Annotated in this window: 26 protein-coding genes; 14 read left to right on the top strand and 12 right to left on the bottom strand. The window is 54.0% G+C overall.

What is annotated here, in order from left to right:
• Positions 1 to 102: 102 nt before the first annotated feature.
• Both AACY98_RS02295 and AACY98_RS02290 read left to right on the top strand, forming a co-directional pair.
• Positions 103 to 2,487 (top strand): 3-hydroxyacyl-CoA dehydrogenase/enoyl-CoA hydratase family protein, encoded by a 2,385-nt coding sequence (locus AACY98_RS02295; RefSeq protein ID WP_339801081.1) that lies wholly within the window; start codon positions 103 to 105, stop codon positions 2,485 to 2,487.
• A gap of 32 nt (positions 2,488 to 2,519) precedes the next feature.
• Positions 2,520 to 2,951: a thioredoxin domain-containing protein gene (locus AACY98_RS02290; RefSeq protein WP_339801079.1), complete on the top strand. Its 432-nt coding sequence runs from the start codon at positions 2,520 to 2,522 to the stop codon at positions 2,949 to 2,951.
• A gap of 458 nt (positions 2,952 to 3,409) precedes the next feature.
• Here the strand turns inward: AACY98_RS02290 and mdoH are convergent, their stop codons facing one another.
• The 5 genes from mdoH to AACY98_RS02265 all read right to left on the bottom strand — a co-directional run bounded on the left by mdoH (position 3,410) and on the right by AACY98_RS02265 (position 9,579).
• Complete coding sequence (mdoH, locus tag AACY98_RS02285) at positions 3,410 to 5,353, bottom strand: glucans biosynthesis glucosyltransferase MdoH (protein WP_339801076.1); 1,944 nt, start codon at positions 5,351 to 5,353, stop codon at positions 3,410 to 3,412.
• A gap of 318 nt (positions 5,354 to 5,671) precedes the next feature.
• Positions 5,672 to 5,854 (bottom strand): hypothetical protein, encoded by a 183-nt coding sequence (locus tag AACY98_RS02280; protein WP_339801073.1) that lies wholly within the window; start codon positions 5,852 to 5,854, stop codon positions 5,672 to 5,674.
• A gap of 97 nt (positions 5,855 to 5,951) precedes the next feature.
• Positions 5,952 to 7,349 carry a sigma 54-interacting transcriptional regulator gene (locus AACY98_RS02275; RefSeq protein ID WP_126980643.1) on the bottom strand — a complete coding sequence of 466 codons (1,398 nt, stop codon included), beginning with the start codon at positions 7,347 to 7,349 and terminating at the stop codon, positions 5,952 to 5,954.
• A gap of 180 nt (positions 7,350 to 7,529) precedes the next feature.
• Complete coding sequence (locus tag AACY98_RS02270; RefSeq protein ID WP_339801068.1) at positions 7,530 to 8,135, bottom strand: hypothetical protein; 606 nt, start codon at positions 8,133 to 8,135, stop codon at positions 7,530 to 7,532.
• A gap of 1 nt (position 8,136) precedes the next feature.
• On the bottom strand, positions 8,137 to 9,579 hold the full coding sequence (locus tag AACY98_RS02265; RefSeq protein WP_126980645.1) for a sensor histidine kinase: 1,443 nt from the start codon (positions 9,577 to 9,579) through the stop codon (positions 8,137 to 8,139).
• On the opposite strand from AACY98_RS02265, the gene AACY98_RS02260 reads away from it, so the two are divergent.
• Positions 9,570 to 9,920, top strand: a complete 351-nt coding sequence (locus AACY98_RS02260) for a hypothetical protein (protein ID WP_339801065.1) — start codon at positions 9,570 to 9,572, stop codon at positions 9,918 to 9,920. The genes AACY98_RS02265 and AACY98_RS02260 overlap by 10 nt on opposite strands.
• Here AACY98_RS02260 and tolA read toward each other — a convergent pair.
• The 6 genes from tolA to ribH all read right to left on the bottom strand — a co-directional run bounded on the left by tolA (position 9,904) and on the right by ribH (position 13,598).
• Entirely contained in the window at positions 9,904 to 10,917 is a 1,014-nt protein-coding gene (gene tolA, locus AACY98_RS02255) for a cell envelope integrity protein TolA (RefSeq protein ID WP_339801062.1), read from the bottom strand. The two genes, AACY98_RS02260 and tolA, sit on opposite strands and share 17 nt — an antisense overlap.
• Before the next feature lie 46 nt (positions 10,918 to 10,963).
• Positions 10,964 to 11,383, bottom strand: a complete 420-nt coding sequence (gene tolR / locus AACY98_RS02250; RefSeq protein WP_339801060.1) for a protein TolR — start codon at positions 11,381 to 11,383, stop codon at positions 10,964 to 10,966.
• 41 nt (positions 11,384 to 11,424) lie between these two features.
• Positions 11,425 to 12,114: a protein TolQ gene (gene tolQ / locus AACY98_RS02245; protein ID WP_126980649.1), complete on the bottom strand. Its 690-nt coding sequence runs from the start codon at positions 12,112 to 12,114 to the stop codon at positions 11,425 to 11,427.
• The gene (gene ybgC, locus AACY98_RS02240) at positions 12,111 to 12,521 is read right to left on the bottom strand and encodes a tol-pal system-associated acyl-CoA thioesterase (protein WP_126980650.1); all 411 of its coding nucleotides are present in this window, start codon (positions 12,519 to 12,521) and stop codon (positions 12,111 to 12,113) included. The genes tolQ and ybgC overlap by 4 nt, the downstream gene beginning before the upstream one ends.
• Before the next feature lie 115 nt (positions 12,522 to 12,636).
• The gene (gene nusB / locus AACY98_RS02235; RefSeq protein ID WP_339801054.1) at positions 12,637 to 13,122 is read right to left on the bottom strand and encodes a transcription antitermination factor NusB; all 486 of its coding nucleotides are present in this window, start codon (positions 13,120 to 13,122) and stop codon (positions 12,637 to 12,639) included.
• Positions 13,119 to 13,598: a 6,7-dimethyl-8-ribityllumazine synthase gene (gene ribH / locus AACY98_RS02230; RefSeq protein ID WP_339801051.1), complete on the bottom strand. Its 480-nt coding sequence runs from the start codon at positions 13,596 to 13,598 to the stop codon at positions 13,119 to 13,121. Before ribH ends, nusB begins: the two co-directional genes overlap by 4 nt.
• A gap of 247 nt (positions 13,599 to 13,845) precedes the next feature.
• On the opposite strand from ribH, the gene AACY98_RS02225 reads away from it, so the two are divergent.
• The 9 genes from AACY98_RS02225 (at position 13,846) to AACY98_RS02185 (ending at position 21,936) form a co-directional block, all read left to right on the top strand.
• Entirely contained in the window at positions 13,846 to 14,280 is a 435-nt protein-coding gene (locus AACY98_RS02225) for a universal stress protein (RefSeq protein ID WP_126980653.1), read from the top strand.
• A 247-nt stretch (positions 14,281 to 14,527) separates the two neighbouring features.
• Positions 14,528 to 14,932: a universal stress protein gene (locus tag AACY98_RS02220; RefSeq protein WP_162615340.1), complete on the top strand. Its 405-nt coding sequence runs from the start codon at positions 14,528 to 14,530 to the stop codon at positions 14,930 to 14,932.
• Positions 14,933 to 15,135: 203 nt separating this feature from the next.
• Positions 15,136 to 16,428, top strand: a complete 1,293-nt coding sequence (locus tag AACY98_RS02215; protein ID WP_126980655.1) for a pyridoxal phosphate-dependent aminotransferase — start codon at positions 15,136 to 15,138, stop codon at positions 16,426 to 16,428.
• Positions 16,429 to 16,494: 66 nt separating this feature from the next.
• Positions 16,495 to 17,829 (top strand): homoserine dehydrogenase, encoded by a 1,335-nt coding sequence (locus tag AACY98_RS02210; protein WP_126980656.1) that lies wholly within the window; start codon positions 16,495 to 16,497, stop codon positions 17,827 to 17,829.
• A gap of 95 nt (positions 17,830 to 17,924) precedes the next feature.
• Entirely contained in the window at positions 17,925 to 19,334 is a 1,410-nt protein-coding gene (gene thrC, locus AACY98_RS02205; protein ID WP_339801045.1) for a threonine synthase, read from the top strand.
• A gap of 12 nt (positions 19,335 to 19,346) precedes the next feature.
• Positions 19,347 to 19,874 carry a molybdopterin-guanine dinucleotide biosynthesis protein B gene (mobB, locus tag AACY98_RS02200; RefSeq protein ID WP_339801043.1) on the top strand — a complete coding sequence of 176 codons (528 nt, stop codon included), beginning with the start codon at positions 19,347 to 19,349 and terminating at the stop codon, positions 19,872 to 19,874.
• Between the two features lie 77 nt (positions 19,875 to 19,951).
• Positions 19,952 to 21,193: a gephyrin-like molybdotransferase Glp gene (gene glp, locus AACY98_RS02195; protein ID WP_339801040.1), complete on the top strand. Its 1,242-nt coding sequence runs from the start codon at positions 19,952 to 19,954 to the stop codon at positions 21,191 to 21,193.
• Positions 21,194 to 21,195: 2 nt separating this feature from the next.
• On the top strand, positions 21,196 to 21,453 hold the full coding sequence (gene moaD / locus AACY98_RS02190) for a molybdopterin converting factor subunit 1 (protein ID WP_339801038.1): 258 nt from the start codon (positions 21,196 to 21,198) through the stop codon (positions 21,451 to 21,453).
• 3 nt (positions 21,454 to 21,456) lie between these two features.
• Positions 21,457 to 21,936, top strand: coding sequence for a molybdenum cofactor biosynthesis protein MoaE (locus AACY98_RS02185; protein ID WP_339801035.1), 480 nt, complete (start codon positions 21,457 to 21,459; stop codon positions 21,934 to 21,936).
• Between the two features lie 97 nt (positions 21,937 to 22,033).
• On the opposite strand, the gene AACY98_RS02180 is transcribed toward AACY98_RS02185, so the two are convergent.
• On the bottom strand, positions 22,034 to 22,864 hold the full coding sequence (locus tag AACY98_RS02180) for an alpha/beta fold hydrolase (protein WP_126980661.1): 831 nt from the start codon (positions 22,862 to 22,864) through the stop codon (positions 22,034 to 22,036).
• Between the two features lie 352 nt (positions 22,865 to 23,216).
• Between AACY98_RS02180 and AACY98_RS02175 the strand changes: the two genes are divergently transcribed.
• Both AACY98_RS02175 and AACY98_RS02170 read left to right on the top strand, forming a co-directional pair.
• Complete coding sequence (locus AACY98_RS02175; protein WP_126980736.1) at positions 23,217 to 24,422, top strand: ABC transporter substrate-binding protein; 1,206 nt, start codon at positions 23,217 to 23,219, stop codon at positions 24,420 to 24,422.
• A 91-nt stretch (positions 24,423 to 24,513) separates the two neighbouring features.
• The gene (locus AACY98_RS02170) at positions 24,514 to 26,436 is read left to right on the top strand and encodes an ABC transporter permease (RefSeq protein WP_339801030.1); all 1,923 of its coding nucleotides are present in this window, start codon (positions 24,514 to 24,516) and stop codon (positions 26,434 to 26,436) included.
• Position 26,437: the final 1 nt, after the last annotated feature.

Here is a 26,437-nt window from a genome sequence, read left to right as displayed (position 1 = left end):
TGCAGGGATGCGGGGTGGCTCCCATTTTGCAGCCAGATGCGCTATCATCAAACATTGCGTGACAATAATTCTAAGTAACAGGAAGACAAAAAGGAACTCTGCATGACCGAATTCAAGTTCAGAAAAGTGGCCGTATTGGGGGCCGGTGTGATGGGAGCGCAGATTGCGGCCCATTTGATCAATGTGCGTGTGCCGGTGGTGCTGTTTGATCTGGCGGCCAAAGAAGGCGATAAAAGCGGCATTGTGTCCCAGGCGGTGGAGCGGCTGAAAAAATTGCGTCCGGCTCCGCTGGCCGTGGTTGATGAAGCGGCCCTGATTCAGCAGGCCAATTATGATGAACATCTGCCGCTGTTGTCAGAGTGTGACCTGATCATTGAGGCCATTGCCGAGCGAATGGACTGGAAAATTGACCTCTATGAGCGTATTGCGCCCCATATTGCGCCTCATGCCATTGTGGCATCCAATACTTCCGGGCTTTCGATGAACCAGTTGGCTGATGTATTGCCGCAGGCGATTCGCCCGCGTTTTTGCGGGGTTCATTTTTTTAATCCGCCACGTGCGATGCATTATCTGGAATTGATTCCTACCCGTGAGACGCGTGCCGATGTGATGGACACTGTGGAAACCTTTGCAACAACGGTGCTGGGCAAAGGGGTTGTCAGGGCATTTGATACACCTAATTTCATTGGCAACCGTATTGGGTTTGCGGCTTTGCTGATTGGCATGGTGGAAGCTGACAAGTTTGGTTTCTCGCCTGATCTGGTCGATGACCTGACCGGCAAGAAGCTGGCGCGCTCAGGCTCTGCGACTTACCGCACCATGGATGTGGTGGGGCTGGATACGGCAATGCATGTCATTAAGACGATGGATGACCAGTTACCCAAGGATCCATTCCACGCAATTTACCAGCTACCGTCCAGCATGGCAGATCTGATTGCCAAGGGGCAGTTGGGACAGAAGAGCGGTGCCGGTTACTTTAAGAAAGTCGGGCGCGATATTCTGCGGTACGATGCAGCCAAAGGTGATTATGTGCCGGGCGGGCTGAAAGCCAGCGATGTGGTGTCGCAGATACTGAAAATGCCCGCATCACAGCGTCTGGATGCGTTGAGAACGTCGACAGATACCCAGGCGAAGTACCTGTGGGCGATTCTGCGCGATATTTTTCATTATTCAGCAGTTCACCTGGCAGAAGTGGCCCCGTGTGCGCGTGATATTGACTTTGCCATGCGCTGGGGCTTTGGCTGGAAGCAGGGCCCGTTTGAATTGTGGCAGGAGGCCGGCTGGCAAAAAGTGGCCAACTGGATCAAGGAAGATATTGATGCCAAGCTGACTTTGTGCGATGCGCCGCTGCCGGCATGGGTGTTTGATGGGCGCAATGGTGTTCATCTGCCTGAAGGCTCATGGTCTGCGCAGTCGGGCAGTTATTTGCCTCAGAGTGCCTTGCCGGTATACCAGCGCCAGTATTTCCGTGAGAATGTGCTGGGCGGTGCTGCGCTTGATCCGAAAAAGACCGGGCAGACGATTTATGAGGATGAGGCCATCCGCCTGTGGACGCTGGATGAGCCTGTGCTCATTGCATCGCTGAAAACCAAAGTGCATGCGCTGAGCCGGGTAGCAGTACATGGCCTGCACAAAGCCATTGATGAGGCCGAGAACGGTGGCTATCAGGGGCTGGTGATCTGGGCGCCTGATGCTCTGTTTTCAGCCGGGTTTGATCTGAAAACGGTGATGGAGTTATGTGCTTCGCAGGGGGCGGCAGCGGTTGAAAAAGATCTGGCCGATTTGCAGCGTCTTTCATTGCGTTTGCGTTATGCATTGGTGCCGACCGTGGCAGCTGTGCACGGCAAGGCATTGGGCGGTGGATGCGAGATCGCGTTGTATTGCGCCCGTCGGGTGATGGCACTGGAAAGCGCCATGGGCCTGGTGGAGTTCAATGTGGGCGTGATCCCGGCTGGTGGCGGGCTGACTTATCTGGCGCGGCGTGCGGCAGAAAAGGCCGGTTCGGGTCATGGCCTGGGGACAGAGCCATTTATCCTGCCGGCGTTTGACCAGGTGATGGCCGCGCAGACCAGTGGCAGCGCTTTGGATGCTGTCAAACTGGGATATGCATTGCACAGTGACATTGTGGTGCCGCATAAGGATGAGCTGCTGTATGTGGCGATTCAACAGGCCAGAGCGATGTTTGCCAGCGGCTATCGGCCTCCGTTGCAGCAGCCATTCCCTGTCGGGGGCACTGAATTGCAGAAAGTATTGCAGCAGCGGCTGCAGGCATGGCAGCAGGCGGAAAAGTGCACTGAGTATGATGAGGTTATTGGGCAAAGCCTGGCGCGTGTGCTGTCCGGCGGCGATGTTGCCGCTGGAACGGTTGTGACCGAGGCTGATCTGATTGCGCTGGAGCGGCAGGAGTTTATTCGCCTGCTGGGCAATGAAAAAACATTGCAGCGTATTGAAGGCATGCTCAATACCGGCAAAGCGGTGCGTAATTAACCGGATCATTAAAAGAAAACAGCATCAGGAAAATGAATCAGGTTCTGCAGTTGGTTGCCGGGGATTTTCCTCAACTGAAGGAGCGCTTGCCCCAGGTATTGGCCGGCGGCAATCTGGTGCTGTTGTTATGCGCCCAATGGTGCGGCACTTGCCGCACTTTTCGTGACATGACAGATGAGCTTGCAGGCAAATTTCCTGAAACGCTTTTTGTCTGGCTGGATGTGGAAGATGACAGCGATGTGGCAGGAGACGTTGATGTGACGAACTTTCCTTCCATTGCGGTATTCAGGCAAGGCGTGGCAGTTCATTTTGGCGTTTCGCTGCCGCAAGCGGGTGTTGTGCAGCGCCTGCTGAATGCCTTATTCCATAATGCTGTGCATGAAGCCGATGTAGCGGATGAGGTGGCAGAGCTGCCTCAGTTGCTGCAGCAATGGCTGCTGGATGAAACTGAGGCTGGCTGCTGACAGAAGGAGGCCGGGGCTTTTGCCGCCGTGTTGTTGTGGCGATATCGGCAGGAATGCATCAAGCCTGTACTTTGTACATTGCAGCGTTGCTTTGACAAACACAGACTTCAGGCGGTGCGGCTACTTTCCATATTTTTATGTCAAAGCCCTGCGTAGATGCGGCGGCAGCGTTTTAATATTTTTTGTGCTATCTGTTGTTATTCACAAGAGCAGCCTGGCTCGTGTTCAAAGAGGGCTCAAAAGGCCTGTCACACATCATAACGCCTGTGAAATAAATGCGATGCCGAGCTTGACCCATGGCATGGCGGAAAGCATGGCAAGACAGGTTATAAATTTGAAGTGTGCGGATGAATGTCGTGCCGACATACGGCAGATAAAAAACGCCCCCCTAAGACGGGCAATCTTAGAGGGGGTGCCTAGGTTTCATTTAGGCCAAGCTTGGAATTTATTTTAAACGCTTATACCGCGAGCTGCATTTTTCCGGTCATTTCCACTTGCAATGCACGACGTATATGTTTCCATGCATTGCGTAAAACCATGGGAGAAAGCGCCTCTTCGGGGATCAGCAGCAGACGATGTTGGCGAATCAACTCACCCAGAGATATCTGACTGGTTAGCACGGTAATAGGCGCGACCAGCAGCAGGGGCAGCAGCACTGGAGAGAGCCAGACGACAGCTTCAGCGTCCCAGTAGCAGATGAATGTGAACAGCGCGGTCACAATCAGGATCAGCGATGCAAAATGTGAGAATGCTGTATTCCATGGAACAGAAACAGCTTCTCTGGGAGGCGATTTCCATTCCAGTTTGATACCGGTCAGCGCAGTCAGTACAAACAGGGTATGGGCAACCATACGGATAGGTGCTTGCAGCAAGGCAATTGCGGCTTCAAGTAAAGAACTGCTGATCAGGCTCCAGGTGCCACCGTAAAAGCGTTGTTCACCTTTGATGATGACTGCCAGCACACCCAGTAAACGGGGCATGAACAAAATGGCAAGTGTCATGATCCACAGGCCGACCATTTCATGGCTGAAAACGGTTGCATGCGCTGTGGCAGGCATTGTCAGCCACAAAGCGGTGCCGAATGCCAGAAACATCATCCACAGCGGGGCAGAGAAGTACGACATGAAGCCGGTTGCCAGCATGGCACGGTGCACACCGTGCAGGCCGGGTTCTGTGATCAGGCGGCTGTTTTGAATGTTGCCCTGGCACCAGCGGCGGTCTCGCTGCAATTCAGACAGCAGGTCTGGTGGCTGTTGTTCGTAGCTGCCTTTAAGGTCTGCAACCATCCAGACATAGTAACCGGCACGACGCATGAGGGCGGCTTCCACAAAGTCATGGGACATGATGTCGCCTGACAGGCCGCCTTTGCCTTTGATCGGGGCCAGCGCACAGTGTTTCATGAACGGTTCAACACGGATAATGGCATTGTGACCGAAGTAATGTGATTCACCCAATTGCCAGAATTGCATGCCCAGCGTAAAGACGCGGCCCACGACGCGGGCGGCAAACTGCTGCACACGGGCGTGCAGGGTCACCTGGCCGACGGCCTGCGTGGCTGTCTGGATAATACCGGCCTGAGGGTTGGCTTCCATCAGTTTGGCCAATGTGACCAGGCAGTCTCCGCTCATCACGCTGTCGGCATCAAGCACAATCATATAGCGGTAGTTTTTACCCCAGCGGCGGCAGAAGTCTGCAACGTTACCCGCTTTGCGGTGAACGCGACGGGTACGCAGGCGATAGTAAACCTCAACAGGGGTTTTGTGCTGGTTTGCCAGCGTCCAGCGCAGTTCTTCCCATGCTTTGCGTTCTGCGGCAATAATTTCAGGATCGCGGCTGTCAGACAGTACATACACGTCGAATGCTTTGGCGTTTTCAGTTGCAGCCAGTGATTCTGCAATGGCTCTGAGCCCGGCAAACACGGTTGTGGTGTCTTCATTGCAAATCGGCATGATGACGGCAGTCCGCACATCGGATGCCAGTTTATCGTGCGCAACGGATTGCGCCGTCATGGCGTAGCGGTCACCACGCAGCAATACCCAGAACCCCATGAGCGCGGTGCTAAAGCCAACGATGATCCAGGCGGACAGCACGGCGAACAATGCAACATGGCCATATTGAAGCCAGACATTGTGATAGTCGCCCTGAACCTGTGTAAACAGCCAGGTTGCAAATGCGGTAATGGATAGCGTCAGTAAAGCCAAAGTGCTGCGGCGGAATTTGACCGCGCGCTGCCAAGGCTCCTGTTTCGTCTGTGCAGCCCGTTTAAATAAATGAATTTCGGTGAACAGTACTTTGCGGATACCTTGCCCCAGGCCTTTCCAGAAGCCTTGCCAGGGTTGCGGTACCATAGATCCCCGGTTGATCTGAGGAGCTGTGCGTTTGTTCGAATGTTGCCTGTACATAAAATTAAATCAGTAAAAGTAGTTGTTATCTGTAATAGTTCTCTGCCTCTCTATAAAGCAAATGTTGTGCCATTGCTAAAAATTTGTTTAAAAACATATAGTTATTATTTTTTTGCCAGCGCAAAACTGAATTAAAGGGGAAATAGCAGGATATTTGTCGCTGCTCAACGACAGCCTGATCAGGGCTGAGCCTCTATTCTTTTAAAAACAATGGATTATGTATGTCGCTGCACAGCGACAGCATAAAAAACCGAGAACCGGTGGGAGAGCAAGCTGTTCACCGCAGGCGTTGATGGGGGCGGTTTTCAGGCGATTGGATCAGAAATGTGAATCTGATACATCGGTTGATACATTGGTCGGTTTGTATCCGGCGTGGGTGAGGTATTGGGGGATGTTGGTGGGGGGTATCATGGCGTGCATGTCCGGTAGACAAAATAACGCCAATTGCAGCACCGGGATGGTATTGGTGGCATTGGCGAATGCCATATCCGTTATGTTCATGCGCCATCCGTCACCGCATCTGAAGGCAGGGTTGGGGTTTTTCTGCTTTGATCGTTTGTATCGCCGAACTGCACGCCGGCGGTCGTTTTAACACGACCTAGCCCAGGTCAGGCGGCTCCAGCAGCGTTTCTTCATTTTTATTGTGAAAGTGCCCCGGGGTCAGGCCATGTTTTTGCAGCAGACGGTAAAACTCGGTACGGTTGCGGTCAGCCAGGCGTGCTGCGTCGGCAACCACACCATCGGTCATTTTCATCAGGCCAACCAAGTATTCCCTTTCAAACTTCTGTTTGGCCTGATTGTAGGTGAGTACCTGCACGCTGGGGGTACGCAGGGCGCGCTGAACCAGAGACAACGGGATCAGCGGTGTGGTGCACAGGGCGCATACCTGTTCTACCACGTTAAGCAACTGGCGCACATTGCCCGGCCAGGGAGCTGTTGCCAGCGCCCGCAGTGCTTCTGGTGAAAATCCGGATATTTTTTTCCCGTATTTCTGGGTCAGGGCATTGAGAAAATGGCTGGCCAGCAGTGGAATGTCTTCCCGCCGTTGTGAAAGCGGGGGCAGGTTCAGTGTGACGACGTTCAGCCGGTAATACAGGTCTTCGCGAAATTCGCCATTGGCCATGGCATCTTCCAGGTTTCTGTGGGTGGCTGAAATAATGCGCACATCTACCGGGATGGATTGGGTTGACCCGACAGGGCGCACCACATGCTCCTGTAGCACGCGCAGCAGCTTGACTTGCAAGGATGGCGGCATATCACCGATTTCATCCAGCATCAGCGTGCCGCCATCGGCTTCCTGAAACAGGCCTTTGTGGTTATTGACGGCATCTGTAAAAGCGCCTTTCACGTGGCCGAACAGTTCAGATTCGAGCAATGTTTCGGGAATAGCGCTGCAATTGATGGCGATGAATGGTTTTTTCGCCCGCGGGCTGGCATGGTGGATCGCGCGTGCCAGCATTTCCTTGCCGGTGCCGCTTTCTCCCAACAGCAAAATGCTGGCGTCAGATGCCGCCACCAGCTTGGCTTCGGCCAGCAGTTCTTCCATGCAACTGGCATGACTGATGATGTTGGCGTGCCAGGCACCTTTGTCTGCCGGTTCCAAAACTTTAGCCGCAGGGGCACTCAAGGACAGCGCCTGCGAAATTTTATCGAGCAGTTCTTTGCCGTCAAAAGGTTTGGTCAGGTAGGAAAATACGCCGTGTGAGGTGGCTTTCACCGCATCGGGAATGGTGCCGTGCGCGGTCAGCAAAATGACCGGCAGCGAGGGATGGTTGCGCTGGATTTCGTCAAACAGTTCCAGGCCGTCTTTTCCGGGCAGGCGTACATCGCTGAGTACCAGTTGCGGGCGTTCAATGGCTAATTGGCTCAGCGCACTTTCTGCGCTGTCTGCGGTGCTGACCCGATAGCCTGCTGCGGTCAGGCGCATGGATATCAGGCGCAACATGTCGGTGTCATCGTCTACAACAAGAATGCGGGCTTGAGCTGAATTAGGCATAAGGTGTTATTTATCAGAGTTGTACGGGTTCTATCGCCTGCATGGCATTGTGCATCAGACAGGAAGGCAGCAAGACAGGTCAATGACCATACGGTTTATTATATGTCTTCGCCGTATGGATGCCGGATACGGTAACCCGTTTCCCGTATATATCTGCTGCCGGATTACCGAATTACCGGCTTATTGGCCTCGGCCCGCAGGTGCGGTGCGGGTGCTCAGGCTTTCTTCAATGGCGCGCAGGGCATTGAGTTTTTGTGTCAGATCTTCAATCTGGCGGGCATTGTCACGCAGAGAGCGGTTTTGCTGTGCGAGCTGGTTGTTGAGTTTGTGCTGTTCCTCAATCAAGGGGTAGAGCAACTGGGCCCACAGATACCAGGCGTTGTTGCTGTCGCTTGCCTGGTTAAAAATATCTTTCAAAATATCGAGCGCGCGCTGGCTGTCTGCTACTTGGTGCGTTCTGGAGAGAACCAGTGCCAGTTTGATGCGTGAGGGTTCATCCGTGTGGCCGGATAATTGGGCGATTTCATCAGTCAGAGCGCTGTTCTGCAGGGCGTAAATGCGGTTAATGTCTGCCAGCAGCAATTTGTTTAAATAGGGTTCCGTTGCCGATGTGGGTGGCGGGGGCGGGCATACCAGCGCCGGTGCCTGTGCAACACGGCATGTCAACGCGTCATCTGATGACGAGGTGTCGCTGGCACAGCCCGCAGCAAATATGCTGAATGCAACGCTTGCCACCAAGGGGGCTAAGCGGCGGCTCTGAATCAAGCCGGAAAAATGATTTGTCATGTCAGATAACATTGGCATAAGGCAGTTCAATACGGAAGTGAGTACCATGTTCATGAGGGATCAGCTCGATACGTCCACCATGTGCATGGATATACTCCTGCACAATGGATAAACCAATGCCGGTACCCCGTGAAACATTTTGAGGTTGTACTTTGCCCCTGTAAAAAGGTTCAAAAATGTGTTGCTGGTCTTGTGGGGTAATGCCCGGACCTTCATCAATGATATCAATGTATGCTTTTTCACCCTGAGAGCTAACCTGGATATTGATGTGTCCTTCCGGTGGCGAAAAGCGGATGGCATTGGAAAGCAGGTTACTGAGCACAGTGGCAATTTTTTCCGGGTCGACTTCGGCAACCACAGGCTCGCCATCCACCCGGAGATGCAGGTCATTGGCCTGCCATTGTAATTGCTGGGCATCAACCTGGTCTTCTGCCAGCTCCAGCAAATTAGTCGGTTTGCGTGCCAGTTTACGGGCCTCGAACGCTGCGGCGTTGAAGCGCAGCAGGTCTTCAATCTGCTTTTGCAGAATGACAGCATTTTGCTGCAGGATATGCACCACGTCTTTCTGGTTGCTGCTGAGGGTGCCGGCAAGGCCTTCCTGCAACAGCGAAATGCCTTCACGCAAGGCAGCCAAAGGTGTTTTCAGCTCGTGTGATGTATGCCTGAGAAAGCGGGCTTTATCGGCGTCTATTTCTGCTAAGCGCATGCGCAGCCAGTCCAGCTGGCGGCCGAGTTTGCGCACGTCTGCCGGGCCATGGATATCAATAACGGTATCAAACTGGTTTTCTCCCAGCCGGACGATGGCTTTTTCAATGCGTCTGAACGGCCTGGCGAGCCAGACCCCAAAGGCCAGGGCCATCAGCAATGCGACTGCGACCAGCCCGATCATCAACTGGGTCATCCAGTGCTGGCGCCGTGCAATATCATCTTGGAGTTGTTGATTGCGCTGGTCACTGATCATTTGAACGGCTGTATTGATCAGTGTCTGCGTGGCTTCCAGATTTTGAAACTGGTCTATCAACTGATGTTGCAGTTCCGCAATGTTTTCGGGCTGGTTTTTAATGGATGTCAGTATCTCGGAGAGCTGCTGTGTTTGATCGCGCCATTGTTCAACCAGCTCGTCAGTGACTACGTTTTGTTTGCGCAGCTCTGCAATGATCTGATTGGTCCGGCTGCGGGACTCTTCATAGCTTTGCAGCAAAGGGGCATCCATCAGCACCATATACTGGCGGGCTGAGCGCTCCATCACCATGCCCACACTGCTGAGGTCTTGTGCCAGTTCATTGAGTTTGACGGCACTGGTGGCGGTCTCTTGGCTGCGTTTGCCCAGATAATCCAGTGTTTTGATGCCGATGAATGAGCTGGCGGCAAACAGCGAGGCCATCAAAAAGAAGGCAATCAGAAGGTATTGTTTAAAGGAAAGGCGGGCGCCATGTGCAGACATATCAAATTGGGATCATGGTGTTAATGGTTGTGCCTGAAGCGAAAGTTAAACGTGATACCTGGACGTTTGCCATCTGTATTGGCCGCAAGTGCCATTGTTTTCAAAAGTGCTTGGACCGCTGCAGTATTTTCTGCATGGTCGCCGCTAAATTAGATGATTCTAACCGTTTTGATATAACCGATGCCATCTGTTCGGACATAAACCGTTGTTTCCGCATTGATGCTGATCTGCCTGCAACAGATGCAGCTGTATTCACGGTGTTGCCACAGCTCTGTATAGGCGAGATGGACCGCTGTGCGGTTATGTTATTTCTGATACAGCCGGTTAATCATTCGGTCTGAAGCGAAAGTTAAATGTGGTGGTTGGTCGTTTGCCGTCGATATCAGCCGGGAGTTGCGCTGTTTTCCACAGGGCTCTTTCCACGGCGTCATCCCAGGCCTGATTGCCGCTGGACTGCGTGATTCTGACGGTTTTGATATTGCCGTTGTTGTCTGTTTCGACATAAACAATGGTCATTGAATTGTCATTATTGTCCCCCGCATAGACAATATTGCGTTTCACAATACCTGCAAGACGGTTTCCATAAGCGTCTGACGCGCGGCCGGTGCCGCCGGTCGGGCCAGAAGCACCCGAAGTGCTGTTGCCGCTGCCGCCAGCCATACTTTGTATCCGTGCCAGTTGCTCCTGACGCAGGCGATCGCGTTCAGCAGCTTCGCGCTGGGCTTGTTCGCGGCGGGCCTGCTCCTGACGCGCCTGCTCTTGGCGGCGTTGCTCCTGTCGGGCTTGTTCTTGGCGCTGTTGCTCTTCACGTTGCGCCTGTTCCTGCCGAGCCTGCTCCTGGCGTTGTTGTTCTTCGCGCTGAGCCTGTTCGCGGTGGGCTTGCTCCTGACGTTGCTGTTCTTCACGCTGGGCTTGTTCCCTGCGGGTCTGTTCCTGGCGCTGTTGTTCTTCTCGTTGGGCTTGCTCTCTGCGTGCCTGTTCCTGGCGTTGTTGTTCCGCTGCCTGCCGTTCGCGCTCGGCCGCTTGGCGCCGGGCCTGCTCCAGCGCAATTTCAGCATCGCTGGGCTGCAGCGGGGTTACGCGTGGAGGGGGCTGCACTGGCTGCTGGGGGGCAGGGGCAGGAGCCGGCGTGCGTTGAACGGGCTGAGTCTGAACCGGTTCGGGCAATGCGGTCCACAACTCGGCTTGGGCCGGTGGGGGTGTTTCGCTGCGCCAGTAAAAATTCATGCTCAATGCAATGATCAGCAGCACGTGCACCGCGACAGCCAGCAAAATGTAGCGTCCTTTGAGCGTGGTGCTGGGAGGCTTTAGCGTGGAGTGGTCTAGTGGCGAAGGCATGGTGGTTTATCTGAACTGCTGATCATGTACATACTGGAGGTCATGCTTACTGCTGGGCTACCAGCAATCCGACCCTTTTGATACCGCTTTCATTGAGTGTGTTGAGTATTTTGACGACCTGTTCATAGGGAATCTGCTTGTCCGCGGCGATGATGACAGCCGTATTTTCGTTACCGGCCTGCATGGCGCGGACTTCCTCCACCAGCTGCGAAAGGGTGACCGGTGTGGTGGCGCCGGTGTTATCGGTGACTTTGATTTCGTTGCCGGCTGAAACGGAAACCCGGACAAACTGCTCAGGCGCACGCGAAGCGGCCCCCGCACTGGGCACCTCGATTTCTCCCATGGTGAGCATGGGGGCGGTGACCATGAAGATGATCAGCAGCACCAGCATGACGTCAATGTAAGGCACCACATTCATTTGCGACATGGGCTTTACACGTTTTCTTTTCGGTAAGTCAACAGCCATGGTATCAGTTCATTCGTTGCATGAGGGCAGATATTGCCGGTTTAGGTACGGGTTGCGCCTTCGGCAGGAATTTGCCGTTGCAAAATATTGGTAAATTCATCCATGAATGCTTCCAGCCGGGTGGCTATTTTGTCGGAATTGGCGCTGAAACGGTTATAGGCCAGTACGGCTGGAATTGCTGCAAACAGGCCGATCGCGGTAGCAACCAGAGCTTCGGCAATACCTGGGGCGACGGTGGCCAGCGTCACCTGCTGCATATTGGACAGCCCGGTAAAAGCGTGCATGATGCCCCATACCGTACCAAACAGGCCGATGTAAGGTGAAACTGACCCGACAGAGGCCAGGAAAGGCAACTGGGTTTCAACAGAGTCCATTTCCCGCTGATAGCTTGCACGCATGGCACGCCGTGCGCCATCGATGGTGGTATTGGTGTCTGCGTGGCGCTCGCGCAGCTTTAAAAACTCGCGCATGCCGGCGGCGAAAATACGGCTGGTACTGCCCGATTTTTCATTTTGAAGTGCATATTGCTGCAGTTCATTGAGCGAAGCGTCTCCGGACCAGAACATGCGCTCGAAACGGCTGTTTTGCGCATGCAGGCGCCGGAAAGCGCCCCATTTGGCAAAAATGACGGCCCAGCTGATGACTGAAATCAGCAGCAGCAGTACCATGATCAGTTGAACAACCAGGCTGGCGTTGAGAATGAGGTGGGCAATAGACAGATCTTGATTCATGCCGAAGGTAATACAGAGGCTAAAGTTGATGGGAAACGACAGGGTGCCAGGGTTGTGGCATCTACACACCCGATTCGAATCTCGCCATGGCACAAAAGTTCACCATGGGTTGACTGTAGGAAGGCCTGTTGTTCAACGGTAATGGATGCACGTCCGATATTTTTGACGGCTGTGGTGATGCTTAACATATCATCCAGCCTGGCCGGACGCAGGTAACGTACGTGGGTTTCGCTGACGACCAGTTGGACGCCTTCGCTTTCTTTGAGGCGTTGCTGGTTGATACCCAGCGTACGCAGCCATTCGGTGCGGGCACGTTCAAAGAATTTCAGGTAATTGGCATAAAACACAATGCCTCCGGCATCGGTGTCCTCCCAATAGATTCGCAGTGAAAACTCAAAGTTGTGCATGTGGGGTATTGTAGAGAAATGCGCGGTTTTTTGTCCGGAGCATACCGTACCTGCCATTTATGGATGGAACCATGAGCTTAAAAACGATGCCTGCTGGACTGCGCCTGGCGGCAGGTCAGCCCTGTACCTCAGCGGGGCGCAGGTGAGCGGCTACTTTGTCCAGCACGCCGTTGACATATTTGAAACCATCGGTGCCGCCATAGGTTTTAGCCAGCTCCACGGCTTCGTTAATGACCACGCGGTAAGGAATGTCTAGGCAATGCTGCAACTCATAGGCGCCCAGCATCAAAATGGCATGCTCAATGGGTGACAGATCGGTGGTTTTGCGGTCAACATGCGGGGCCAATACCGCATCAATGGCTGAGGCGTCTGCAATGATGCCGTGCAGCAGGGCGTCATAATGGGCTGCGTCTGATTTTTTAAACCCGTCCATTCCACGAATCTGCGCATCAATAGCTCCGGGGTCATTGTCCGAAACCAGCCACTGGTAAATGCCCTGCAATGTGAATTCGCGGGCGCGCCGCCGGGCAGATTTCTGCGGTTTTTTGGTTTTATGGCTGTCGGGCGATGTGGGCTGTGCGGTTGAATCAGTGCTGTTCATTGGCCTGCTTTCACAGAGTGTTGTTTCAGAAGTTGTGCCATTTCTATGGCGACCTGGGCGGCGTCAAGCCCTTTTTCTTGCATACGTGCCCGTGCCTGGGCTTCATTTTCGGTCGTAAGAATGGCATTGGCAACCGGGATGCCATGGTCCAGGGTTACGCGGGTGACGCCAGCAGCGCTTTCATTAGCCACCAGTTCAAAGTGGTAGGTTTCGCCCCGGATGACACAGCCTAATGCGATCAGTGCGTCAAAAGCGCCCTGTTTGGCTAGGGCCTGCAGCATGACCGGGATTTCAAGCGCCCCGGCAACCTGAATTAACAGAATGTCTTGCGGGGATACGCCCAGGCGCACCAATTCTGCCTGCGCGGCTTTGGCAAGCGTGCCGGTAATTTCGGTATTAAAGCGGGACTGAACGATTCCGATGCGAAGTCCCTGACCCTGAAGGTGCAGGTTGTTGCCTTTATCTGCGTTTTGCATGTCAAATGATTAAAATTCTATTTTGAAGGGTTGTAATCTTACAAGGCTTTCATGGAAATAGCTGCTTGGCTGATGCTAAGCCCAATCTGCCGGTGGGGGACCTTTTCGGGTTGTGCATGTGATGCTTAAAAAGAGTCACCCTCAAAAAAATACTTTACTGGCGATTAGGGAGTTGGCTTACAGCAAAGGCTTATTGAGCTATATTGTAAGTGATACAACCTCAAATAAATCAGCTCAGGAGTCACATATGTTTAAAAAAGTACTGGTACCAATCGACGGTTCTGCGCCCTCCACCAAAGCGCGCCAGGCAGCAGTGGAAGTCGCCAAAATGTTTGATATTCCCATTGTAGCGTTGTATGTGATCGAACCCCTGCCTTATGTCGGGCTGGCAGAAGTGGGTGTGCCTGATCTGGCTGAGTATTCCAGTGCAGTGCGTGCCGAGGCCAGCAAAGTGCTGGAAGCGGTCGAAGCAGAGTGCAAGGACCAGGGTGTTAAATGTGAAACGGTTCTGGTGGAAGCTGCCAACGTGGACCAGGGTATTTTGGAACAGGCTGAGTCTCGCGACTGCAACCTGATTGTCATGGGCACCCATGGCCGCCGCGGTATCAACCGCTTGCTGATGGGCAGCGTAGCCCGCAGCGTGCTGGGACAGTCCAAAGTGCCAGTGCTGGTGGTTCCCTGAAATCTGGTAAGCCACTACCGTGATGGATAATGAAGCGCCACATCTTCATGATGTGGCGTTTTTTCGTTTGAAAGTAGGTCGTCGGCCAAGACGAGGTAAATAGGGGTTATCTCTCAAAAGACCACAAATTCTAAAGGAAGGTACACTTTTCATATATTTTTTGAATGAAGCTGGATTTTTAGGCTATATTGTGTTGGCTTGCTATCAAGCTGATGTGATTTGAGATAAAGGAGACACAAACATGTTCATGAAAGTATTGGTTCCGACAGACGGATCAGAAGCTTCTGCCAAAGCGCGCCAGGCAGCGTATGAGGTTGCCAAGAAATTCAATATTCCTGTGGTGGCACTGTATGTCATGGAGCCTTCGCCTTACGTGAATGTGGCCGAATATGCTAACGCGGCCCGGGCTGAGGCCGATCAGGTCATTGCAACCGTGAAGGAAGAGTGCAAAGAGCAGGGCATCAAAGGGGAGTGCGTGCTGCTGGAGTTTTCTCATGTGGACCAGGGTATTTTGGAGCAGGCCAAGGAGCATCATTGCGATCTGATCGTGATGGGTACACATGGCCGGCGCGGGCTGAACCGCCTGCTGATGGGCAGCGTGGCCAGTAATGTGCTGAGCCAGTCTAAAATTCCGGTTCTGGTCATTCCCTGAGCCGCCTAACGCTTATCTGAGATACAAGGGCAGCAGACAACTGAAACGGTTGTCTGCTGTTTTTTTTATGTAGCCAGGCATTTGCACAAGGCGTAAATGGCGCCAACTGTATGCTGGTTGCTGCATTTGCAGCAATTCTTTGTGTCAAAAAGCTCACAGTGTGGGACAATTACCACTTTAGCGTTTTGAAAAGCGGTGTCATCGTGAAGTCAGTGCAAAAGTCGAACAAATTGTCGCAGGTTTTCTATGAAATCAGAGGACCGGTGCTTGATCGTTGCCGTCAGATGGAAGAAGACGGTATTAAAATCATCAAGCTCAATATCGGCAATCTGGCGGCATTCGGTTTTGAGCCGCCTGATGAAGTGGTGCAGGACATGATCCACAACCTGCCCGATGCCGCAGGCTATACCGATTCCAAAGGATTGTTTGCGCCGCGTAAGGCCGTGGTGCACTACAGCCAGCAAAAACGCATTCCCCATGTGGAAGTGGAAGATATTTTTCTGGGCAATGGTGTGTCTGAGCTGATTGCGATGAGCTTAAACGCGCTGCTCAATGATGGCGACGAAGTGCTGATTCCGTCACCTGATTATCCGCTGTGGACCGCTGCCACTTCACTGTCTGGCGGCAGGCCGGTGCATTATGTGTGCGACGAGCAGTCTGACTGGCTGCCGGATACCGCTGATATCCGCGCAAAGATCACACCCCGCACGCGCGCCATTGTGGTGATCAACCCGAATAACCCGACGGGTGCGCTGTATCCTGACAGCGTGCTGGAAGAAATCGTGCAGATTGCACGCGAGCACGGCCTGATTGTTTTTGCTGACGAGATCTACGACAAAATTCTGTATGACGGCAATGTGCATACATCAATTGCTTCACTGGCTGATGATGTGCTGTTTATCACGTTCAATGGGTTGTCAAAAGCCTACCGTGGCTGCGGCTACCGGGCTGGCTGGATGATCGTTTCCGGTGCCAAGCGGCAGGCGGCTGACTATATTGAGGGGCTCAATACGCTGGCTTCCATGCGATTGTGCGCCAACACACCGGGGCAACTGGCTATTCAGACGGCACTGGGCGGCTACCAGAGTATTCAGGAACTGGTGGCACCGGATGGACGGCTGACACGCCAGAGAGATTTGACGCATGCCTTGTTGACCCAGATTCCGGGTGTCAGTTGTGTCAAGCCGAAAGCATCGCTGTACATGTTCCCTCGGCTGGACCCCAAAGTGTACGCGATTGAAAACGACCAGGACTTTGCGCTGGATCTGCTGGAGACGCAACGTGTGCTGGTGGTACAGGGATCCGGTTTTAACTACGCTACGCCGGACCATTTCCGGGTGGTTTTTCTGCCGTATATGGATGTGCTGGCCGAGGCGTTTGGGCGCATGGCGAAGTATCTGGACGGGTACCGCAAGCGGCATCCGGTGTACATGGCCTCATCTGTTAAGCCTGTGGCGGAAAAAGCGCAGACTAAAACAGGAAAGGCAACAAGCTGAGTTAAGAAGCAGCGCTATTGCGAACGGTTCATTGTGATATTTGTTGATTAAATATGGTTGTATGAGATGAGTGATAAAGAACATCGGGTTTTGAGATTGGGTCTTTTGGGTTCAGGTGTTGTGGGCAGCGGCGTGGTGAACGTGCTGAGCCGCAACCAGGATGAAATTCGCCGCCGGACCGGGCGCACATTAAAAATTGTGCGCATTGGCACACGCGAAGTGGAAAAAGCACGCCAGGATTTTGGCGATGCCTACCAGTACACCACTGAACTTGATGAGATTACAACCGCGCCTGATGTGGATGTGGTGATTGAACTCATCGGCGGCACCACACGGGCCAGGGAAGTCATTCTGTCGGCTATTGCGGCAGGTAAACACGTGGTTACGGCCAACAAGGCGTTGCTGGCAGAGCATGGAACCGAAATTTTTGCCGCCGCCCGTGCCAAAGGTGTGATCGTGGCGTTTGAAGCGGCGATTGCCGGTGGCATTCCCATTGTCAAGGCGCTGCGTGAAGGCTTGTCGGCCAATCGCATCCAGTGGGTGGCCGGTATCATCAACGGCACCACCAATTACATTCTTTCAGAAATGCGCGAAAAAGGCGTGGATTTTCAGAGCGCACTCAAAGACGCACAGGCGCTTGGGTATGCCGAAGCTGACCCGACTTTTGACATCGAAGGGGTGGATGCCGCGCACAAGATTACATTGATCTGTTCGCTGGCGTTTGGGGTGCCGGTGCAGTTTCACAAAGCCTACATCGAAGGCATCAGCCAGCTTGAAACCGCCGATATTGCCTATGCCGAAAAACTGGGTTACCGTGTGAAACTGCTGGGCATTGCCAAAGCTGCTGAAAAAGGCATTGAACTGCGTGTGCATCCGACTCTGGTACCGATCAGCCGCCTGATTGCCAATGTACATGGCGCGATGAATGCCGTGGTGGTGCAGGGCGACGCGGTAGGCGCAACGCTGTATTACGGCAAGGGAGCGGGCAGTGAGCCGACGGCTTCAGCCGTGATTGCCGACTTGGTGGATATTGCACGCATGGAAACCGCTGACCCGGCGCACCAGGTACCCTACCTGGCGTTTATGAGCGATGCATTGAGCAACACGCCGATACTGCCGATGGAAGAGGTGGTGACCAGCTACTATCTGCGGCTGCGTGTGGCAGATGAAGCCGGTGTGTTGGCGCAGGTGACGCGTATTCTGGCCGACCAGGCAATCAGCATTGATGCGGTGATTCAGCGGGAGTCAGATGAAGTCAGCGATGCCAATGAAAACCAGACCGACCTGATGATTCTGACACATGAAACGACAGAACGCGCAATGAATCAGGCGATTGCACTGATTGAATCGCTGCCGTCGGTATTTGGTGTGCGCCGGATACGCAAGGAAGAGTTGCAATAACGGTACTTGTGCCCTGGAAATAGGGCACACTGCCTGCGGGCAGTGGTTTTTCGATATATGGTGCCGTTAACCCAATCAACAGGATGTGAGTGCTCATGAACTACCTCAGCACCCGCGGGGATGATACCCGCAAAAGCTTTTGCCAGATTCTGCTTGAAGGGCTGGCGCCGGATGGCGGGCTGTATATGCCCGATGAATACCCGCAGGTTGATGAAACCGTGCGGGCCAAATGGCGTACCCTGAGCTATCCTGAACTGGCGTTTGAGATCTGCTCGCTGTTTATCAGCGATATTCCCAGCAGTGACCTGCGGCAGCTGATCAACAAAACGTATACCGCCCAGGCTTTTGGCTCCGACAAGGTTGTACCGGTGACCAGGCTGGAGGAAGGGCTGTATCTGGCGCATCTGTCCAATGGTCCGACATTTGCCTTTAAAGACATGGCAATGCAGTTGCTGGGCAACCTGTTTGAATATGAACTGGCGCGTCGCGGCCAGACGCTCAATATCCTGGGTGCAACCAGCGGCGATACGGGCAGTGCGGCCGAATACGCGATGCGCGGTAAAAAAGGCATCAATGTGTTTATGCTGAGCCCGCATGGTCGCATGAGCCCGTTCCAACAGGCGCAGATGTATACGCTGCAGGATGCCAATATCCACAATCTGGCGGTGCAGGGTGTATTTGACGACTGCCAGGATATTGTCAAAGCGGTTTCGAATGATCTGGAGTTCAAACGTCGCTACAACATTGGCACAGTCAATTCCATCAACTGGGCACGCCTGCTGGCTCAGGTGGTGTATTACTTTTACAGTTATTTCCAGGTGGTCAGCTCAGACGACGCGCGCGTTTCGCTGGCGGTGCCTTCGGGCAACTTTGGCAATATCTGTGCCGCGCATGTGGCCCATATGATGGGATTGCCGATTTACCGCCTGGTACTGGCAACCAACGAAAATAACGTATTGCAGGAGTTTTTCTCTACCGGTACTTACCGTGTGCGCAAACCCAGTGAAACGTTTGAAACATCCAGCCCGTCAATGGATATTTCCAAGGCCAGCAATTTTGAACGCTTTATTTATGACCTGACCGGACGCGATGCACCGCGCACGCGGCAGTTGTTCGGTGTGGAAGTGCCAGAGCATGGCGGGTTTTCTGTCAATGAAGCCGAGTTTGACATGCTGGAGAGCTATTATGGCTTTGTTGCAGGCACCAGCACCCATGCGGACAGGCTGCACACCATTGCCGATGTCTACAAGCAGCACAAGGTATTGATCGACCCGCATACCGCCGATGGTGTGAAGGTCGCGCGTGAGCACATGAACGGCATTGTACCCACGATTGTGATGGAAACGGCGCAGCCGATCAAATTTGCGGCGACTATCAAAGAGGCTTTAGATATTGAGCCGCCGATGCCGCAGCAGGCCAAGGGCCTGATGGGCCTGCCTAAGCGTTTTGAAGTTGTGCCTGCGGATGTGAAGACGGTCAAGGACTATATTGTCAAACACGTGTAACAGCAGGCTGCCATGATGCATGTACTGGGTATTTGCGGTGGGTCGGGTTCAGGCAAAACACGCCTGGCACAGCAGTTGATTGCTGCGTTAACCGCGCAAGGGCAGACGGTTTCGGTGGTTAAACATGCGCATCACGATGTGGATGTGGATACCCCGGGCAAAGACTCATGGGTGCTGCGCAAGGCCGGGGCCAGCGAAACAGTGCTGATTACCGCTCAGCGCTGGATGTTGATCAGGGAGCTGGAGCATGAGCAGCCCGAGCCCGATATTCATGAAGTGCTGGCGCATATTCAGCCCTGCGACTGGGTGATTGTGGAAGGCTTCAAGCACGCTGACCTGAACAAAATTGAAGTATGGCGCCACAGTGTGGGTAAGCCGGCCTTGTATCAGAACGATGCACATGTGAAAGCATTGATCACCGATGATGTAGACCGGCTGCCTGTTGCAAGCAAGCTACCGGTTTTTTCGCCTGACGATATCGGTGCCCTGGTGGGCTGGCTGGATGCGCATGCAGATCTGTTTGTCTATGAGCGTAGCTGAAAAACGGTAAGCTGATTTCATCTACAATTTGATTGCAGGTGCTTGCAAAGCCAGGTACAGCATAGGAATTTGGGGATATGGGTTCTGAAAAAAAACTGATTGAACTTGACGATGCGCTAAGCCGCATGCTGGCATGTATTGCGCCTTTAACGCAAACGGAGCAGATACCGATTCAGCAGGCTCACGGGCGCGTGCTGGCGCGAGAGGTTCGCTCAGTGCTGAGCGTGCCTTCTTTTGACAACAGCGCGATGGATGGTTATGCATTGCGTTGCATGGATGTCAGTGAAGCCGATATTCAGAACAAAAAAGCATTTGCTGTTTCCCAGCGCATTGCCGCAGGCGATACAGGGGAAGCGGTGCAGGCAGGTACGCTGGTACGGATTTTTACCGGTGCGCCGGTTCCACCAGGTGCTGATGCCGTGATTCAACAGGAGCATGTCACCCTGCAGGAAGGTGGTTTGGCGGTTTTGGACCGGTTGCCTCGTTTTGGTGACAACATCCGCAGGGCAGGGGAAGATATTGAAGCCGGCGCGGTTGTGATTGAAGCCGGTAAACGGTTGAGCACGGTTGATATCGGTGTGGCTGCATCCGTCGGGCAGGCAGAGCTGGAGGTGTTCCGGCGGCCGAAGGTGGCGCTGTTTGTCACAGGCGATGAGCTGACCGAGCCGGGGCACCCTTTAAAGCCCGGCAGTATTTACAACTCAAACCGTTATGTGCTCAATGACCTGCTGCACCAGATGGGGTGCGACGTATCGGACCTGGGTATCTTGCAGGATTCTTTGCCTGTGGTGCAGGATGCCTTGCAACAGGTGGCGCAGGAGCACGACCTGATTCTGACCTCCGGCGGTGTTTCCGTGGGAGAGGAAGACCATGTGAAGCAGGCAGTGACCAACCTGGGCAAAATCGAGTTGTGGAAACTGGCGGTCAAGCCCGGAAAGCCGCTGGCATTCGGGCAGGTTAATTGGCCCAATGAAAAAGGTTATGCCTGGTTCATTGGCCTGCCCGGTAACCCGGTAGCGTCGTTTGTCACGTTCCTGCTGGCGGTGCGCCCGTTTTTGCAAAAACTTTCGGGGCGGCAGGTCAGCCCGCGCCATGCGGTGCAACTGCAAGCTAGTTTCAGTGTCAAAACCAAAGAGCGGCGCGAGTTTTTGCGCGCGCGCATGAATGATGACGGGCTGGTGGAGCTGTATCCAAACCAAAGCTCCGGCGTGCTGACCTCAATGGCCTGGGCGCAAGGGCTGGTGGATATTCCTGCGCGTACCGAAGTGCATCCTGGGGATCAGGTCAGCTACATCCGGCTGAGTGAATTGAGTACATGAGCATGACAAAACATATTCAACTGCTGTATTTTGCCAGTGTGCGTGAACTGCTTGGGCGTGATCACGAGCCTTTTGAATCGGCTGCGGCCAGTGTGGCTGATCTGCGCCGTGAGCTGGCAGCGCGCGGTGGTTCGTATCAGGAAGCGTTTGAGGCCGGGCGGGTTTTGCGCTGTGCGGTGAATCAGGACATGGCGGATGAACAGGCGGTTTTGAACGATGGTGATGAGGTGGCATTTTTCCCGCCCGTCACAGGTGGTTAGCTTATGAAAGTACGCGTACAGTCCGAAGATTTTGACCTGAATGCAGAATGCCGGGCATTGAGTCAGCGTAACGCTGAAACAGGTGCTTTGGCAAGCTTTGTCGGGCTGGTGCGGGCACAAGGCCAGGCAGTGCATGAATATGCGCTGGAACTGGAACACTACCCGGGCATGACTGAAAAAGCCATTGAGAAAATTGTGCAGGAAGCCATAGAGCGCTTTAAGCTGCTGGATGCCACGGTGATACACCGTGTAGGCCGCCTGGCTGCTGGCGCACAGATTGTGCTGGTGGTGACGGCTTCGCAACACCGGGCAGCGGCTTTTCAGGGCTGCGAGTTCATTATGGACTACCTTAAAACACAGGCACCGTTCTGGAAGAAGGAAAGCGGTACGGCAGGGGCAGGCTGGGTGGACGCCAAAGCCAGCGATGACCAGGCGCTTGAGCGCTGGGGTGTGGCTTCGCGCAATGCCGATCGCGGTTGCTGAACTCCAAGGATAGATAAAACAGGCGGGGTTAAGTCATTCAGGTATAAAAACTCCCGGCCTGGTTGTAACGTCCAGGCCAGAAGTTCAGTTCAACTGATCAGCTTTTGATGAAAGCCAGCAGGTCTTCATTGACTTGGTCTTTGTGCGTGCTGCACAGGCCATGAGAAGCGCCGGGATATACCTTCACTTTCGCATTGGGAAGCAGTTTGGCTGCGGCTTCGCTGGATGATTTTGGCGGCACAATCTGGTCGTCATCACCATACAAGACCAATGTCGGTATGGTCATTTTCTTCAGGTCTTCTCTCTGGTCTGTTTCAGAAAACGCTTTGACGCAATCGTATAGGGCTTTGATTGAGCCTGCCATGCCTTGTAACCAGAAGCTCTGGCGCAAGCCGTCTGAAGGTTTGGCGTTGGGCCGGTTGAAGCCGTAAAAGGTTTCTGACAGGTCTTTGAAGAACTGTGAGCGGTCTTTGCGCACACCTTCGCGAATGCCGTTAAAGACATCAATAGGCAGACCGTTGGGGTTGAAATCTGTTTTGAGCATGATCGGCGGTACTGCGCCAATCAAAGCGGCTTTGGCAACCCGTTTGGTGCCGTGGCGACCAATGTAGCGCGCTACTTCGCCCCCGCCGGTGGAGTGGCCCACGTGCACGGCATCGTGTAGATCCAGGGCGTTTGTCAGTTCTGCCAGGTCATCGGCGTATTGGTCCATATTGTGGCCGCCCCATGGCTGGGATGAGCGCCCGTGCCCGCGTCGGTCATGGGCAATCACACGAAACCCTTTTGATGCGAGGAAAAGCATCTGGTCTTCAAACGCATCACTGGACAAGGGCCAGCCATGGCTGAATACGATGGGTTGTCCGGAACCCCAGTCTTTATAGTAAAGAATAGTGCCGTCTTTAAGTTTGATAGTGTTTGCTGTTTGCATTTTGTGCCTTTCAAATGAGAATGCAAATAAGAGGCCGTTTAACTGCTAAGTGGCCGGGGATGTCTGGCTAATGGGGTTCAATGTATTCCACTCTGTGAAACCATTTAGGTGACGATGTGAATCGTTATCAAATGCTGCCAGCATGGGTATTCAGGCACATTTGCGGGTGGTTATCAGGAAAGGTGTGACCGAAATTTTGCGCAGCAAAATAAAAAGGACGGATTTATTTTTCTGGCCTGCGTGGCTTGCAAACCTGTATCACAATAAAGGGCCTTAGCGTGGCGCTGCGCATGTCCATCAGCAGATTGGCAGTGCCTGTCAGTAGAAAAGAGATAGTGAGGAGATAAGCATGATGCAAAGACGCCGTTTTGTAGGCTGCGCTGCGGCATTGGCCGCAGCTGGTTTGTCCAGAAGTGTCTATGCCGCCACCGATGTGATTCGCATTGGTGAAATCAACAGTTACAAAGCGTTGCCCGCGTTTTTAGAACCTTATCGCAAGGGGATGGATCTGGCGGTGGAGCAGATCAATGCCGCAGGCGGTGTGCTGGGCAAAACGCTTGAAGTGGTGACGCGTGATGACAACGCCAACCCAGGCGATACCGTGCGCATGGCGCAGCAATTGCTGAGCCGTGAAAAAGTGGATGTACTGGCAGGCAACTTTCTTTCCAATACCGGCATGGCGCTGAGTGACTTTGCCAAACAGCGGCGGGTGTTTTTTCTGGCAGGCGAACCGCTGACAGACAAGCTGACCTGGGAAGGCGGTAACGAATACACATTCCGTCTGCGTCCTGGAACCTATATGCAGACCGCGATGCTGGTGCCGCAGGCTGCGGCGCTGAATAAAAAGCGCTGGGCGTTGGTGTATCCTAATTACGAATATGGACAGGCGGCAGCAACCGCGTTTAAGCGTTTGCTGCGTGAACGGCAGCCGGATGTGGAGTTTGTGGCTGAGCTGGCAACGCCTTTTGGCAAGGTGGACGCAGGCAGCACGGTGCAAGCACTGTCAGATGCCAAGCCGGATGCTATTTTTAATGCGTTGTTTGCGGTGGATTTGATCAAGTTTGTGCGCGAAGGCAATACACGCGGATTGTTTAAAGGGCGTGAAGTAGTCAGCCTGCTCAGCGGTGAACCTGAATATCTGGATACGCTGAAAGAGGAAACACCCGATGGCTGGTATGTGACCGGCTATCCATGGTACAGCATTGATACGCCGGAACACCAGGCATTTTTGGATGCTTATCAGAAACGCTTTAATGATTACCCGCGCCAGGGTTCGATTGTGGGCTATGCAATGATCAAGTCTTTGGGCGCAGGCATTCAGAAAGCAGGTTCCACCAAAGCCGATGATCTGATCGGGGCGTTCAAAGGCTTGTCTCTGATGACGCCTTTTGGTGAGATCACTTATCGTCCGCAAGACCACCAGTCCACACTGGGGGCCTATGTGGGCCGCACCAAACAGGTGGACGGCAAGGGCGTGATGGTGGATTTCACTTATTGTGATGGGGCCGATTTTCAGCCCAGCGATGCTGAGGTAGCACAGTTCCGTTCACGTGGCTGAAGCGAGGCGGCGAAGTGAAGATGCCTGAGGTTTTTTTCTGTGCGGTACCGGGTGTGGCCGGTACTCCTGCATGTATGGGGCCTGTTGAGCCATGAGCGGCGCAGGGCTGCTGGTTCAGTTGCTTAATGGGCTGGCTTCGGCATCTTCCTTGTTTCTGACGGCAGTAGGCCTGTCGCTGATTTTTGGTGTGACCCGTGTCGTGAATTTTGCGCACGGGTCGCTTTACATGCTGGGGCTGTATATCGCCTATTCGGCAGTGGGCTGGCTCATGCAGGCCAGTGGCGGTGCTGCCTGGGGTTTCTGGTTCGGGCTGCTGCTGGCTGCGCTGGCCGTGGGGGCCGTGGGAGCACTGGTTGAAGTGGTGCTGCTGCGGCGTATTTATAAAGCGCCGGAACTGTTTCAGTTGCTCGCGACTTTTGCGCTGGTGCTGATCATTAAAGATGTGGCTCTGTCCATCTGGGGACCAGAAGATCTGCTGGGGCCGCGTGCGCCGGGGTTTTCCGGTGCAGTGCAGATTCTGGGGCACCAGTTTCCCAGTTATGATCTGTTGCTGATTGTTATCGGCCCGGCGGTGTTACTGGGGTTATGGCTGCTGTTGGCCAAAACGCGCTGGGGCACACTGGTGCGTGCAGCCACGCAAGACCGTGAAATGGTCAGCGCATTGGGTGTGAACCAGTCCTGGCTGTTTACCAGCGTGTTTGCGCTGGGTGCCATGCTGGCCGGTCTGGGCGGCGCGCTCCAGCTCCCCAGAGAGCCTGCCAGCCTGACGCTGGATATGACGACGATTGGCGAGGCGTTTGTCGTGGTGGTGGTGGGCGGCATGGGGTCGATTCCCGGGGCTTATGTGGCCGCATTGATCATTGCGGAAATTAAAGCCTTGTGCATGGCGCTGGGTGATGTAACGCTTTTGGGGCTGACCATTTCTTTTCCCAAACTGACGCTGGTGGTGGAGTTTGCCGTGATGGCCGTGGTTCTGGTGCTGCGGCCATGGGGCTTGTTGGGTAAGCCCATGGCGGCTGCCCGTACTTTTGCGGCACAGCAGGTGCCACTGCGCCGCAGCGGCTGGGGGGGTAAGGCAGCCATGGTATTGCTGGTGCTTGTACTGACTGCATGGCCCTGGCTGGCTGGGCATGATGCCTACTCCGTGATTTTGTGGATGGATATTCTGGTGGCGGTGCTGTTTGCATTCAGCCTGTATTTCATCATGGGTCCTGCGGGCATGAACTCGTTCGGACATGCGGCCTATTTTGGCCTGGGAGCTTATGGCGCAGCCATTTTATTGAATACGCTTTCCATGCCGATGGCAGCGGCTCTTGCCTTTGCGCCTTTGGTGGCAGGTATCGGGGCGGTGTTGTTTGGCTGGTTTTGTGTGCGTCTTTCCGGCGTGTATCTGGCGATGCTGACGCTGGCTTTTTCGCAGATTGTATGGTCTGTGGTGTACCAGTGGGACAGTTTTACCGGCGGCAGCAATGGCATGTGGGGCATCTGGCCGGCAGAGTGGTTATCGGGCATCGGTTTTTATTACGTGGTGCTCATCTGTTGCGTGGCCGGTATCTGGCTGATGCGGCGCATGTTGTTTTCACCACTGGGTTATGCGATGCGTGCCACGCGTGATTCACCATGGCGGGCCGATGCGGTGGGGATTGATGTCAAACGGGTGCAGTGGGCTGCATTCATGGTGGCCGGCTTGTTTGCTGGCATGGCCGGTGCATTGTTCGCTTTTTCCAAAGGCAGTATTGACCCGGATGTGATGTCGGTGAACCGCTCGGTAGAAGGGCTGGTGATGGTGCTGCTGGGCGGGGTGCAGTACCTGGCCGGGCCGCTGGTGGGGGCTTCCGGCTTTACCTGGCTGAAAGATACGGCAGCTATTTACACCGAGTACTGGCGTTTCTGGCTTGGGCTGGTGATTCTGATTCTGGTTTTGCTGCTGCCGCAAGGTCTGGCGGGGACGGCCTATTACATGCGTCACGCTTTACGCTGGCGGCTGACTGGCTCAAAGGCTGCAAAGGGGTAGC

This window comes from Saezia sanguinis (assembly GCF_963921665.1).
Taxonomy (GTDB): Bacteria; Pseudomonadota; Gammaproteobacteria; order Burkholderiales; family Burkholderiaceae_C; genus Saezia; species Saezia sanguinis.
This window is presented reverse-complemented; position numbering and strand designations above follow the sequence as displayed.